Raw genomic sequence first — 13,169 nt, forward strand, 5'->3', positions numbered from 1 at the left:
ACGTCCTCTATTTGCGCAAAAGGCGCAAGCCGTTGAACACCACCAGCAAGCTCACGCCCATATCAGCGAACACCGCCATCCACATCGTGGCCATGCCGGCGAAGGTGATCGCCAGAAATATCGCCTTGATGCCCAACGCCAGGACGATGTTCTGCATGAGAATCGCCGCACTTTGGCGCGACAGCCTGACGAAGGCCGGGATTTTCCGCAAGTCATCGTCCATCAGCGCCACATCGGCCGTCTCGATGGCGGTGTCGGTGCCGGCAGCAGCCATGGCAAAACCGATTTCGGCGCGGGCCAGTGCCGGGGCGTCGTTGATGCCGTCACCGACCATGCCCACCCGATGGCCCTGGGCGTACAACGCCTCAATGGTTCTCAGCTTGTCGGCCGGCAACAGGTTGCCCTCGGCGCGGTCGATCCCCACCACGGCGGCAATGGCCTGCGCAGTATGCGGATTGTCACCGGTCAGCATGACAGTCTTGATACCCAGCTGATGCAATTCAGCGATCGCCTGACGGCTGCTGTCCTTGACCGTGTCGGCCACAGCGAACAGTGCCAGTGGCCCGGAGCGGTCCAGCAGCAGGACCACGGTCTTGCCCTGGCGCTCCAGCGCATCCAGTTGGGCCTCCAGCGCTGGCGAACACAGCCCCAGCTCCTCGACCAGGCGGTGGTTGCCCAAGTGGTAGACCTCACCGGCAATGACACCACGCACGCCACGCCCGGCCAGGGCGGCGAAGTCACTGACCTCGCTCAAGGCCAGGCCTTGCTGCTTGCCGAACTCGGCAATGGCGCGGGACACCGGGTGGTCCGAACGCTCGCCCAGGCTGGCCGCCAAGGCTTGCGCACGGTCTTCGAACAGCGGCGCCAGCACCTTGGCGTCGGTCTGCACCGGCTTGCCATGGGTGATGGTGCCGGTCTTGTCCAGGGCCAGAAAATCCAGGTGGCGGCCACCCTCCAGGTACACGCCACCCTTGATCAGGATGCCTTTGCGCGCAGCGGCGGCCAGGCCACTGACGATGGTCACCGGAGTCGAGATCACCAGCGCGCAGGGGCAGGCCACCACCAGCAGCACCAAGGCGCGGTATACCCAGTCGAACCAGGCGCCAGCCAGGAACAGCGGTGGTATCAGCGCCACGGCCAGGGCAATGGCGAACACCACCGGGGTGTAGATGCGCGAGAAACGGTCGACGAAGCGCTGGGTGGGCGCCCGCGCGCCCTGCGCTTCCTCCACCGCCTTGATGATCCGCGCCAGTGTCGACTGCCCGGCAGCGGCGGTGACGCGAAATTCCAGCGCCCCCGCCTGGTTGATGGTGCCAGCAAATAGCTTGTCGCCCACACCCTTCTCTATAGGCAGGCTTTCGCCGGTAATCGGCGCCTGATCGACACTGGATTGCCCACTGGTCACTTCACCGTCCAGGCCGATGCGCTCACCCGGGCGCACCCGCACCAGTGCGCCGATGTCTACCTCACGCACTTCCAGCTCGCGCCACTGGCCATCGGCCTGCTGCACCGTAGCCATGTCCGGGGTCAGTTGCATCAAGCCGCCGATGGCATTGCGCGCACGGTCCAGCGAGCGCGCTTCGATCAGTTCGGCAACGGTGAACAGCACCATCACCATAGCCGCTTCCGGCCACTGGCCGATCAATACGGCCCCCGTCACGGCGATACTCATCAGCGCATTGATGTTGAGGTTCCGGTTTTTCAGGGCAATCCAGCCCTTCTTGTAGGTACCCAGGCCGCAACCGAGGATCGCGGCAAGCGCCAGTCCCGCTACCACCCACTCAGGGGCCAGTGCAGCAAAGTGCACGATTTCAGCGGCGATTGCGGCAACGCCCGACAATGCCAGTGGCCACCAGCGGGCCTTGGCCGGTTGTGGCACGCTGACGCTGCCGTCGTCCTGGGCGGCAATCGGCTCGGCCTTCATGCCCAGGCTGTCGATCGCCCGCTCGATGTTGGCGGTGCCGTCCAGGGTGTGACGCACGCCAAGCACGCGGTTGATCAGGTTGAACTCCAGCTGTTCGATACCGGCCAGCTTGCTCAGTTTGTCCTGAATCAGGGTCTGTTCGGTGGGACAGTCCATGGCCTCGATGCGGAAAAGGCTGAGTTGTGCCTGGGCACTGGCCGTTTCGCTCAGTTGCACCAGCGGCGGCGCGGCTTTGGCGCCGCAGCAGCTGTGGCCGTGGGCAGCATGGCCATGGTCGTCATTACCATGAGCGTGATCGTGATCGTGCGGATGCTTGTGTTCGTGGCTGACAGGCTGGTTCATGGGGTCATCCTTAAATTGAGCCTGTTGCCAAGTGAACACCCTGTAGCCACTATAGGGTCAAGCCACTTGCTGGAGATTTCGCGATGAAGATCGGAGAACTGGCCAAAGCCACCGACTGCGCGGTGGAAACCATCCGCTACTACGAGCGTGAAAACCTGCTGCCGGAGCCGGCGCGCAGCGAGGGCAACTACCGGTTGTACACCCAGGCCCATGTGGAGCGGCTGACCTTCATCCGCAACTGTCGCACGCTGGACATGACCCTGGACGAAATTCGCAGCCTGCTACGCCTGCGCGACAGCCCCGCCGACGCGTGCGGCAGCGTCAATGCGCTGATCGACGAGCATATCGAGCATGTTCAGGCGCGGATCGATGGCCTGGTGGCATTGCAGGAGCAGCTGGTGGAGCTGCGGCGGCGCTGCAACGCGCAGGGGAGTGAATGCGCGATCTTGCAGCAACTGGAGACGAACGGGGCGGTGTCGGTGCCGGATACCGAGCATTCGCATGTGGGGCGGAGTCATGGGCATTAAGCCAGAAGCTTCGCGGGTGAACCCGCTCCTACATGGACCGCGCAGGACTTAGGCCTGTGCAGTACCCCGTAGGAGCGGGTTCACCCGCGAAGAGGCCAGTTCAAACAATGAAGATCTATCAGACCGCCATCGGCGCTGTCATCGGCGCATGGTGCTCATAGCCTTCCAGCCAGAAATCACTCGGTTCGATCTTCTCCAGCCACTCCGGCTCATACTTGCCAGTTTCGGCAAATGCCGGAACACGGTCGCTGATCACCAGCTTCGGCGCTTCCAACGGCTCGCGCTTGAGCTGCTCGTTCAGCATGTCCAGGTGGTTTTCATACACATGGGCATCGCCGATGAAGTAGGTGAACCAGCGCGGTGTATAGCCGGTCAGGCGGCCGAACAGCGACAGCAGCGCCGCGCCTTCGGTGAGGTTGAACGGCGTGCCCAGCCCCAGGTCGTTGGAGCGGATGTAGAGGGTCAGGGAAATTTCCCTGGTCTCGACATTCGGGTGGAACTGGTACAGCAAGTGACACGGTGGCAGTGCCATTTCGTCCAGTTGCGCGCAGTTCCAGCCGTGGAACAGGATGCGGCGGCTACCCGGGTCGTTGGCGATGGTGTCCAGGCACTGGCGCACCTGGTCGATCGCCTTGTACAGGATGACGAACGCGACGCCGTCCTCTTCGTCCTGGGCAATGCGGCGGAAACCGGCTTGCTCGGCCATTTCGATGGCCGCCGGGTTGCTCAGCGGGATGCGCTTGTAGCCCGGCCACTGGCGCCATTGCACGCCATAGATCTCGCCCAGGTCGTCATGGCCCTGACGGAACGGGTTGGCCAGCCACTGGGCGTTTTCGTTGGCGTTCTGGTCCCAGACCTTGCAGCCAAGCTCACGGAACTCACCGGCGTTCTTCACGCCGCGCAGGAAACCGACCATTTCACCGATCGCCGACTTGAACGCCAGCTTGCGCGTGGTAATGGCCGGAAAGCCCTTCTGCAGGTCGAAACGCAGCATTGCGCCCGGCAGGCTGATGGTGCGGATGCCGGTGCGGTTTCCCTGCAACGTGCCGTTATCAATGACGTCGCGGACCAGGTCCAGATACTGTTTCATGGCTTACCTGTAGCAAAAACGGCAGGGGGATCGCCCCTGCCGTGGGATTAATCAGGCGGGTTTCGCCGTGGGCTTGCGATTATAAGCCCACCAGATCAAGACGAGGCCACCGACTATCATCGGAATGCACAGCAACTGGCCTTGAGTGAGCCAGCCGAACGCGATGTAACCGAGTTGTGCATCCGGCACCCGGACAAACTCCACGGCGAAGCGGAAGATGCCATAGCACAACGAGAACATTCCCGACACCGCCATGGTCGGCCGTGGCTTGCGCGAGAACAGCCACAGGATGACGAACAGCGCCACGCCCTCAAGGGCGAACTGGTAGAGCTGTGACGGGTGGCGCGGCAACTGGGCCGGGTCGCTGAACGGCGGGAAGATCATCGCCCATGGGACGTCGGTGGGTTTGCCCCACAGCTCGGCGTTGATGAAGTTGCCGATACGCCCGGCACCCAGGCCAATCGGTACCAGCGGGGCGACGAAGTCCATCAGCTCGAAGAACGACTTGTTGTTGCGCTTGCCGAACCACAAGGCCGCCAGCATCACGCCGATGAAGCCACCGTGGAACGACATACCGCCTTTCCATACCTCGAAGATCAGCGTCGGGTTGGCCAGGTAGGCGTGCAGATCGTAGAACAGCACATAGCCCAGGCGCCCGCCGACAATCACCCCCATCGACAGCCAGAACACCAGGTCGGACAGCTTCTCGCGGTTCCAGGTGGGGTCGAAGCGGTTCAGCCGGCGTGAGGCCAGCAGCCAGGCACCGCCGATGCCGATCAGGTACATCAGGCCGTACCAATGGATTTTCAGCGGCCCGATGGCCAGGGCCACGGGGTCTATCTGCGGGTAAGGCAGCATGGAACTTCCTCTCGATTCAAATCAAAAAGCTGAGGCCGACACAGAACAGCAGGGCTGCGAACAGGCGTTTCAACAAACGGGGCGACAGCTTGTGCGCCAGGCGCGCGCCGAAGCGGGCGAAGAACATGCTGGTCACGGCAATGCCGACCAGCGCCGGCAGGTACACGTAACCCAGGCTGTGGGGCGGCAGGTGCTCCTCGTGCCAACCCAGCAGCATGAAGCTCAGGGCACTGGCCACAGCAATCGGCAGGCCACAGGCCGATGACGTGGCCACTGCCTGCTGCATGGGCAGGCTACGCCAGGTGAGGAACGGCACCGTCAGCGAACCACCGCCAATGCCGAAAATGGCCGAGGCCCAGCCAATCACGCCACCTGCACCGATCAGCCCAGGTTTACCGGGGACGCCACGGCTGGCCTTGGGTTTGAGGTCAAGGGCCATCTGGGCGGCGATGACCAGGGCGAACACACCGATGATCTTCTGCAGCAGTGGGCCCTGGATCAGGGAAGCGGTCTTGGCACCGACACCGGCCCCCAGGAGGATGCCGACGGTCATCCAGATGAAGATCGGCCATTGCACCGCGCGCTTGCGGTGATGCTCCCGCACGGCGTTGATCGAGGTGAAGACGATGGTGGCCAGTGACGTGCCGACGGCCAGGTGGGTCAGCACCGAAGCGTCGAAACCCTGCAGGGTAAAGCTGAACACCAGCACCGGCACGATGATGATGCCGCCGCCCACGCCGAACAGCCCGGCCAGCACACCGGCACAGGCGCCCAACAACAGATAGAGCACGAATTCCATTCGGCGTCCCCTAGAAATCAATCCGGCATGGTAACGGAAGCCGGGCTCGGGGCTCTAGTGAACTCTGTGTCAGGATGGATCCGCATCGTTGCTGTGGGTACAGTGACCAAAAAACACAGAGGCCCAACCTATGTGCCTGATCGTATTTGCCTGGCGGCCGGGGCACGCCCTGCCGCTGATCGTGGCGGCCAACCGCGACGAATTCTATGCCCGCCCCACTCAGCCCCTGGCGGCCTGGGAGGATGCACCTGGGGTGCATGCCGGGCGCGACCTGGAGGCAGGCGGTACCTGGCTGGGCGTAGGCCCACAGGGGCGCTTTGCCGCGCTGACCAACATCCGCGACCCGGGCCAGGCGCCGGGGCCTCGCTCGCGGGGTGAGCTGGTGGCGGCGTTTCTGCAGGGCGAGCTAGGGGTCGAGGCTTACCTGGACCAGGTGGCCAGCCGTAGCGGGCAGTACTCGGGGTTCAACCTGCTGGTGGGTGATGGGCAGCGACTGGGCTATCTGCATGCCCGTGAGGCCACGCCGCGCCTGCTGAAGGCTGGGGTTTACGGGCTTTCGAACGCCGGGCTGGATACACCGTGGCCGAAGCTGGTGAAGGCACGTGACGGGCTGGAAAACCTGCTGGACACGCCGGAGCCGCACAGGCTGCTGGCTTTACTCGCGGATAACGAGCCCGCGGCTGATGGAGACCTACCCGAGACAGGCGTGGGGTTGGCGACCGAGAAGTTGCTGTCGAGCGTCTTCATCGCCAGCCAGAATTACGGGACCCGGGCGAGCACAGTGCTCATTGTGGATGACCAGGGGCAAAGGCGGCTGGTTGAGCGCAGTTTCGGGCCTTTTGGCGGGCATTTGGGGGAAATTGAGTTATTGGTCTGAGTATTTGATGTTGTCTGTTCGGGCCTCTTCGCGGGTAAACCCGCTCCTACGCTGATCGGGTGTACACATTGGTGGGCGCAGGCCGTTGTAGGAGCGGGTTCACCCGCGAAGAGGCCGGCACAGGCCGCATCACCCTCACAGGGTTTTATTAGCCCCAGGCCCAATCATCCGCGCCAACCCAAGGTTCTTCAGGGCCAGTTGCAGCGAGCTGTGGATAACCTGCGGGTTGTCATGGCTCAAGGCCTCGGCCAGCAGTTCCTTGGCCTTGCCCATATTGATCTGGCGCAGCATCCACTTCACCTTCGGCAGGTTGGTGGCGTTCATCGACAGGCTGTCGAAGCCCATGGCCATCAACAGGACCGCCGCCGCCGGGTCACCGGCCATCTCGCCGCAGATGCTCACCGGCTTGCCTTCGCCATGGGCGTCGCGCACCACCGTGTTCAGCGCTTGCAGTACCGCCGGGTGCAGGTAATCGTAAAGGTCGGCGACCCGCGGGTTGTTGCGGTCCACCGCCAGCAGGTACTGGGTCAGGTCGTTGGAGCCTACCGACAGGAAGTCCACCTGCCGCGCCAGCTCCTTGGTCTGGTACACCGCCGCTGGAATTTCCACCATCACACCCACTGGCGGCATCGGTACATCGGTACCTTCGTCACGCACTTCACCCCAGGCGCGGTGGATCAGGTGCAGCGCCTCTTCCAGCTCGTGAATGCCGGAAATCATCGGCAGCAGGATGCGCAGGTTGTTCAGGCCCTCGCTGGCCTTGAGCATGGCGCGGGTCTGTACCAGGAAGATTTCGGGGTGGTCGAGGGTGACGCGGATGCCGCGCCAGCCGAGGAACGGGTTTTCTTCCTTGATGGGGAAGTACGACAGTGCCTTGTCGCCACCGATGTCGAGGGTACGCATGGTCACCGGCAGCGGGTGGAAGGCCGCCAGTTGCTCACGGTAGATGGCCAGCTGCTCTTTCTCACTGGGGAAGCGCTGGTTGATCATGAACGGCACTTCAGTGCGGTACAGGCCTACCCCTTCGGCACCGCGCTGCTGGGCACGGGCCACGTCAGCGAGCAGGCCGGTGTTGACCCACAGGGGCATGCGATGGCCGTCGGGGGTGACGCACGGAAGTTCGCGCAGTGCATCCAGCCCTTGGGCCAGCTGGCGTTCCTCCTCGACCACTTCGCTGTACTGCTTGCGCAGCACTTCGCTGGGGTTGGTGAACACCTCGCCCTTGTAGCCGTCGACGATCAGTTCAATACCGTCGACCTTGGAGTATGGCAGGTCGACCAGGCCCATCACCGTGGGGATGCCCATGGCCCGCGCGAGGATGGCGACGTGGGAGTTGCCCGAGCCGAGTACCGAGACCAGGCCGACCAGCTTGCCTTCCGGCACTTCACCGAGCATGGCCGGTGTCAGTTCCTCACTGACCAGGATGGTGTTGTCGGCATACACCAACGACTGCGAGCGCGCTTCCTGCAGGTAGGCCAAAAGGCGGCGCCCCAGGTCCTTGACGTCGGAGGCACGCTCACGCAGGTAGTCGTCGTCCATCAACTCGAAGCGATTGACGTGCTCACCAACCACCTGGCGCAGGGCGCCCTGGGCCCATTGGCCGGTCTTGATGACCTCGGTCACCTCACCGCCCAGGGCTGCGTCTTCAAGCATCATCAGATAGACGTCGAACAGCGCACGCTCTTCCGGGCGCAGCTGGGTGGCCAGTTTGGCCGAAAGCTTGCGCATGTCGTCGCGCACACCTTCCAGGGCGTTCTGGAACAGCTTGAGTTCGGCGTCGATGTCATCGACTGTCTTGTCCGGGACCACTTCCAGGTCGGCCGGCGGCAACATCACCACCGCACGCCCCACCGCGGCACCAGGCGAACCCGGCACACCCACGAAGCGCGCTTCCTGAATACCTTTGCCCTGACGGCCCAGGCCACGGATCGAGCCGGTAGCCTCGGCGTGGGCGATAACCCCGGCAAGCTGGGCGCTCATGGTGACCAGGAAGGCTTCCTCGCCCTCGTCGAACTGACGGCGCTCCTTTTGCTGGATGACCAGTACCCCGACCACACGGCGGTGGTGAATGATCGGCGCACCCAGGAAGGAGGCGAATTTCTCTTCGCCGGTTTCGGCAAAGTAGCGATAACGCGGGTGGTCGGCGGCGTTTTCCAGGTTCAGCGGCTCTTCCCGGGTACCGACCAGGCCAACCAGGCCTTCGTTGGGGGCCATGCTGACCTTGCCGATGGAGCGCTTGTTCAGGCCTTCGGTAGCCATCAGCACGAAGCGGTTGGTTTCCGGGTCGAGCAGGTAGACCGAGCAGACCTGGCTGCCCATGGCTTCCTTGACGCGCAAGACAATGATCCCCAACGCCGACTTGAGATCTTTGGCGGAGTTTACTTCCTGGACGATCTTGCGCAGCGTATTGAGCATGGCTCGGGGTCGAACTCCGTCGTCAGTCGCGCGTCAACAGACGCGGTGCTAGCTCTTTCAGGGCGCGCCGGTACACCTCGCGCTTGAATGTCACAACCTGGCCCAGCGGATACCAATAGCTCACCCAGCGCCAGCCGTCGAATTCCGGCTTGCCGGTCAGGTCCATCCGCACCCGTTGTTCGTTGCTCACCAGGCGCAGCAGGAACCACTTCTGCTTCTGGCCGATGCACAGCGGCTGGCTGTGGGTACGTACCAATCGCTGGGGTAAACGATAACGCAACCAGCCACGGGTGCAGGCAAGAATTTCTACATCGTCGCGTTCAAGGCCAACTTCTTCGTTCAGCTCGCGGTACAGGGCGTCTTCCGGCGTCTCGTCAGGGTTGATACCACCCTGGGGGAATTGCCAGGCATCCTGGTTGATCCGTCGAGCCCATAGCACCTGCCCGGCATCATTCGTGAGAATGATCCCGACATTGGGGCGAAAACCATCCGGGTCGATCACGGCAGCAACCTCGCAAACGCATGTCAACGCATTGTTCCACAAAGCTTGCGAGCGCAGCAACGCGCCCGCCAAGCTTATGTGCAGCTGCGTGAAAACTCCGTATTCTGCGGGCCTACCCTGTGGCTGATGCGAGTGACCGCGATGCGCCTGGCTTTATTCGACCTGGACAATACCCTCCTCGGTGGCGACAGCGACCATGCCTGGGGTGACTATCTTTGCGAGCGCGGCATTCTCGACCCGGTCGCCTACAAGCAACGCAACGACAGCTTCTACCAGGATTACCTCAATGGCACCCTGGACCTGCAGGCCTACCTGGCCTTTTCCATGGAGATCCTGGCGGCAACACCCATGGCCCGGCTCGACGAGTGGCACCGCGACTTCATGCGCGACTGCATCGAGCCCATCGTCCTGCCCAAGGCCCTGGCCTTGCTGCAGCAGCACCGCGAGGCGGGCGACCAGCTGGTGATCATCACCGCTACCAACCGCTTCGTCACCGCACCGATCGCCCGGCGCCTGGGGGTGCGGGTGTTGCTGGCAACCGAATGCGAGGTACGCGACGGCCGCTATACCGGGCGTAGTACCGATATACCGTGTTTCCGTGAAGGCAAAGTGACGCGGCTGGAGCGCTGGATGCTGGAGAACGGCTTTGATCTTGAGGACAGCTACTTCTATAGCGACTCGATGAATGACCTGCCGTTGTTGCAGCGGGTGACGCATGCAGTAGCAGTGGACCCGGCCCCGGACCTGCGGGCCGAGGCGGATAAGCGTGGGTGGCCGGTGATCTCGCTACGGGATTGAGGTTTCGCGTGCCGGCCTTTTCGCGGGCACGCCCGCTCCCACAGGAATCACCACAGGCCTTGAGGGCTGCGCTGTACCTGTAGGAGCGGGTTCACCCGCGAAGAGGCCGGCACAAACAGCACAAGGCTGTCAGACCGGCTTGGCCCCCATCAGCCCGGCAATGGACAGGAAGCAAACCCCACTGAACACCGCCAGCGCCAAGGTAAACCGCAACCCCACTACCTCGGCCTTGCGCAGCCGGTTCAGCCGCACCAGTAGCCACCACACGGCAAACGCACCAAAGGTATAGATGACACTGGATGCCAACACCCAAGTCTGCCCCAGTGGCCAGCCCACCAGATGTACCAGCCACCAGCCGGTGAACGGCATGCTCACCAGGCACAGCCCCATCACCAGCCAGACAAACACCAACGGCCGGCGCAGCAGCTTGGCGTAGGCTTCGGCATCGCCCTGACGGCGGGCGCGCCAGGTCCAGATCGCCAGGCCCAGGGCGCCCAGAAGCAGCAGCGCGGTGGCGATGATGTGCAGGGTCTTGAGCGTGGTCAGGTGTTCCATGTCTCGGTCGTCCTTAAACTGGCATTTTGCGGTAGCTTCTTCGCGGGCTTACCCGCTCCTGCCAAGGTATCTCAGGCCTTTAGGCCTGCGCAGTACCTGTGGGAGCGGGCAAGCCCGCGAAAGGGCCATCAGCCCTAGCTTAGCCGCTCAGCCCAGGAACAGTTTGTAGGCCGGGTTTTCGGTCTCGTCCCAGTACGGGTAACCGATCTTGGCCAGCGCTGCCGGCACCAGGTGACGTTCGTCCTCCGGCACCTGCAGCCCCGCCACCACGCGCCCGTCAGCCGCGCCATGGTTGCGGTAGTGGAACATCGAGATGTTCCAGCGCCCGCCCAGCTTGTTGAGGAAGTTGAACAGCGCCCCCGGCCGCTCGGGGAATTCGAAGCGCAGCACCATTTCGTCGCTGGCACCGGCCGAGTGGCCGCCGACCATATGACGAATATGCAGCTTGGCCAGTTCGTTGTCGGTCAGATCGGTAACCGGGAAGCCCTGCTCGGTCAGTTGCTGCACCAGCGCCGCGCGCGGGTCGTTTTCCGGGTGGGTCTGCACCCCAACGAAGATATGCGCTTCGTCAGAGGTGTGCTTGCGGTAGTTGAACTCGGTGATCTGACGCTTGCCGATAGCCTCGCAGAAGGCCTTGAAGCTACCCGGGCGCTCAGGGATGGTCACGGCGATGATCGCCTCGCGCTTTTCACCCAGCTCGGCACGTTCGGCCACATGGCGCAGGCGATCGAAATTGACGTTGGCACCGGAGTCGATGGCCACCAGGGTCTGGCCGCTGACGCCGTATAGCTCGACGTACTTCTTGATGCCCGCCACACCCAGCGCGCCAGCAGGCTCGGTGATCGAGCGGGTATCGTCGTAGATATCCTTGATTGCTGCGCAGATTTCATCGGTACTGACAGTGACGACTTCGTCCACATGGTGGCGGCAGATATCGAAGGTGTGCTGGCCAATCTGCGCCACCGCCACGCCATCGGCGAACAGCCCGACCTGCGGCAGCACCACACGCTCACCGGCAGCCATGGCCGCCTGCAGGCAATTGGAATCGTCCGGCTCGACACCGATTACCTTGATTTCCGGACGCAGGTACTTCACGTAGGCAGCAATGCCAGCGATCAGGCCGCCACCGCCCACCGGCACGAAGATCGCATCCAGCCGGCCAGGGTGTTGGCGCAGGATTTCCATGGCGACGGTGCCCTGCCCGGCGATGGTGTGCGGATCGTCGTAAGGGTGAACGTAGACGAAGCCCTTTTCATCGACCAGTTTCAGCGAGTAGGCCAGCGCTTCAGGGAACGAATCGCCATGCAGCACCACCTTGCCACCGCGCGAGCGCACGCCTTCGACCTTGATCTCCGGAGTAGTCTTGGGCATCACGATGGTAGCCTTGATGCCCATTTCGCGCGCGGCCAGGGCCAGGCCTTGGGCGTGGTTGCCGGCCGAGGCGGTGACCACGCCACGGGCCAGTTCTTCCGGGCTCAGCTGGGCCAGTTTGTTATAGGCGCCGCGGATCTTGAACGAGAATACTGGCTGCAGGTCTTCGCGCTTGAGCAGAATCTGGTTGCCCAGGCGCTTACTCAGCTGCCCGGCGCTCTGCAACGGGGTTTCGACGGCAACGTCATAGACGCGCGAGGTGAGGATCTTCTTGACGTACTGTTCAAGCATCGGGAAAGCATCACTGGGCCGCGGGACGAGGGCTGGGAGTCTACCCCAGCGCTACGTCGGGCGACCACAGCAAAGCCGTGCGAGCCGTTATACTAGGCAACTTTGAAACCGCCCTGCCCCTTCCGGAGCCCGCATGACCCAGGACCAACTCAAACAGGCCGTCGCCCAGGCCGCTGTCGACTTCATTCTGCCCAAGCTGGATGAAAAGAGCGTCGTAGGCGTCGGTACCGGTTCGACCGCCAACTTCTTCATCGATGCCCTGGCTCAGCACAAGACCGCGTTCGACGGCGCAGTCGCCAGCTCCGAAGCCACTGCCCAGCGCCTGAAGGGCTATGGCATCCCGGTCTACGAACTGAACAGCGTCAGCGAGCTTGAGTTCTACGTGGACGGTGCTGACGAGAGCGACGCACACCTGCACCTGATCAAGGGCGGCGGCGCAGCCCTGACCCGCGAAAAGATCGTCGCGGCCGTGGCCAAGACCTTCATCTGCATCGCCGACGGCAGCAAGCTGGTGCCAGTACTGGGGGCCTTCCCGCTGCCGGTCGAAGTGATCCCCATGGCCCGCAGTCACGTGGCGCGTCAGCTGGTGAAGCTGGGTGGCGACCCGGTGTACCGTGAAGGCGTGGTCACCGACAACGGCAACGTGATCCTGGATGTGTACAACCTGCAGATCACCAACCCGGTGGAGCTGGAAGCGCAGATCAACGCCATCGTCGGCGTGGTGACCAACGGCCTGTTCGCGGCGCGGCCGGCGGATCTGCTGCTGCTGGGTACCGCTGAAGGCGTGAAGAGCCTGAAGGCCGAGTAAAACCCTTCGCGG

12 protein-coding genes are annotated in these 13,169 nt (G+C 63.2%); 4 read left to right on the forward strand and 8 right to left on the reverse strand.

All coding sequences use genetic code 11. From position 1 onward, the window contains the following. Window positions 1-7: 7 nt before the first annotated feature. Window positions 8-2,266, reverse strand: coding sequence for a heavy metal translocating P-type ATPase (locus ACI7M0_RS25325; protein WP_129932862.1), 2,259 nt, complete (start codon window positions 2,264-2,266; stop codon window positions 8-10). 83 nt (window positions 2,267-2,349) lie between these two features. On the opposite strand from ACI7M0_RS25325, the gene cadR reads away from it, so the two are divergent. Beyond that, window positions 2,350-2,793: a cadmium resistance transcriptional regulator CadR gene (cadR, locus tag ACI7M0_RS25330; RefSeq protein WP_019439122.1), complete on the forward strand. Its 444-nt coding sequence runs from the start codon at window positions 2,350-2,352 to the stop codon at window positions 2,791-2,793. A gap of 118 nt (window positions 2,794-2,911) precedes the next feature. Here the strand turns inward: cadR and ACI7M0_RS25335 are convergent, their stop codons facing one another. From ACI7M0_RS25335 to ACI7M0_RS25345, 3 genes are read right to left on the reverse strand one after another with little or no spacing between them, the layout of a single operon-like run. Continuing rightward, entirely contained in the window at window positions 2,912-3,883 is a 972-nt protein-coding gene (locus ACI7M0_RS25335) for a thymidylate synthase (RefSeq protein ID WP_010955677.1), read from the reverse strand. 51 nt (window positions 3,884-3,934) lie between these two features. After that, window positions 3,935-4,741, reverse strand: coding sequence for a prolipoprotein diacylglyceryl transferase (gene lgt / locus ACI7M0_RS25340; RefSeq protein WP_010955678.1), 807 nt, complete (start codon window positions 4,739-4,741; stop codon window positions 3,935-3,937). Between the two features lie 16 nt (window positions 4,742-4,757). Further along, a complete protein-coding gene (locus tag ACI7M0_RS25345; protein ID WP_014861379.1) occupies window positions 4,758-5,540 on the reverse strand; it encodes a sulfite exporter TauE/SafE family protein in 783 nt (260 codons plus the stop codon). 130 nt (window positions 5,541-5,670) lie between these two features. Here ACI7M0_RS25345 and ACI7M0_RS25350 point away from each other — a divergent pair, with 130 nt between their 5' ends. Then, complete coding sequence (locus tag ACI7M0_RS25350) at window positions 5,671-6,417, forward strand: NRDE family protein (protein WP_129932861.1); 747 nt, start codon at window positions 5,671-5,673, stop codon at window positions 6,415-6,417. Between the two features lie 135 nt (window positions 6,418-6,552). Here ACI7M0_RS25350 and ptsP read toward each other — a convergent pair whose 3' ends face one another. Both ptsP and ACI7M0_RS25360 read right to left on the reverse strand, forming a co-directional pair. Further along, the gene (ptsP, locus tag ACI7M0_RS25355) at window positions 6,553-8,832 is read right to left on the reverse strand and encodes a phosphoenolpyruvate--protein phosphotransferase (RefSeq protein WP_003249020.1); all 2,280 of its coding nucleotides are present in this window, start codon (window positions 8,830-8,832) and stop codon (window positions 6,553-6,555) included. Between the two features lie 22 nt (window positions 8,833-8,854). Further along, window positions 8,855-9,334 carry an RNA pyrophosphohydrolase gene (locus ACI7M0_RS25360; RefSeq protein ID WP_003249017.1) on the reverse strand — a complete coding sequence of 160 codons (480 nt, stop codon included), beginning with the start codon at window positions 9,332-9,334 and terminating at the stop codon, window positions 8,855-8,857. Window positions 9,335-9,475: 141 nt separating this feature from the next. On the opposite strand from ACI7M0_RS25360, the gene ACI7M0_RS25365 reads away from it, so the two are divergent. Continuing rightward, window positions 9,476-10,132, forward strand: a complete 657-nt coding sequence (locus tag ACI7M0_RS25365; protein WP_010955680.1) for an HAD family phosphatase — start codon at window positions 9,476-9,478, stop codon at window positions 10,130-10,132. Between the two features lie 129 nt (window positions 10,133-10,261). Here ACI7M0_RS25365 and ACI7M0_RS25370 read toward each other — a convergent pair whose 3' ends face one another. Both ACI7M0_RS25370 and ilvA read right to left on the reverse strand, forming a co-directional pair. Then, window positions 10,262-10,687 (reverse strand): DUF2269 domain-containing protein, encoded by a 426-nt coding sequence (locus tag ACI7M0_RS25370; RefSeq protein WP_012054018.1) that lies wholly within the window; start codon window positions 10,685-10,687, stop codon window positions 10,262-10,264. 147 nt (window positions 10,688-10,834) lie between these two features. Beyond that, window positions 10,835-12,349 (reverse strand): threonine ammonia-lyase, biosynthetic, encoded by a 1,515-nt coding sequence (ilvA, locus tag ACI7M0_RS25375; protein WP_012054019.1) that lies wholly within the window; start codon window positions 12,347-12,349, stop codon window positions 10,835-10,837. 133 nt (window positions 12,350-12,482) lie between these two features. On the opposite strand from ilvA, the gene rpiA reads away from it, so the two are divergent. Next, window positions 12,483-13,157, forward strand: coding sequence for a ribose-5-phosphate isomerase RpiA (gene rpiA, locus ACI7M0_RS25380; RefSeq protein ID WP_129932860.1), 675 nt, complete (start codon window positions 12,483-12,485; stop codon window positions 13,155-13,157). Window positions 13,158-13,169: the final 12 nt, after the last annotated feature.

The sequence above is a fragment of the Pseudomonas sp. 10(2024) genome (assembly GCF_045164175.1).
GTDB lineage: Bacteria > Pseudomonadota > Gammaproteobacteria > Pseudomonadales > Pseudomonadaceae > Aquipseudomonas > Aquipseudomonas alloputida.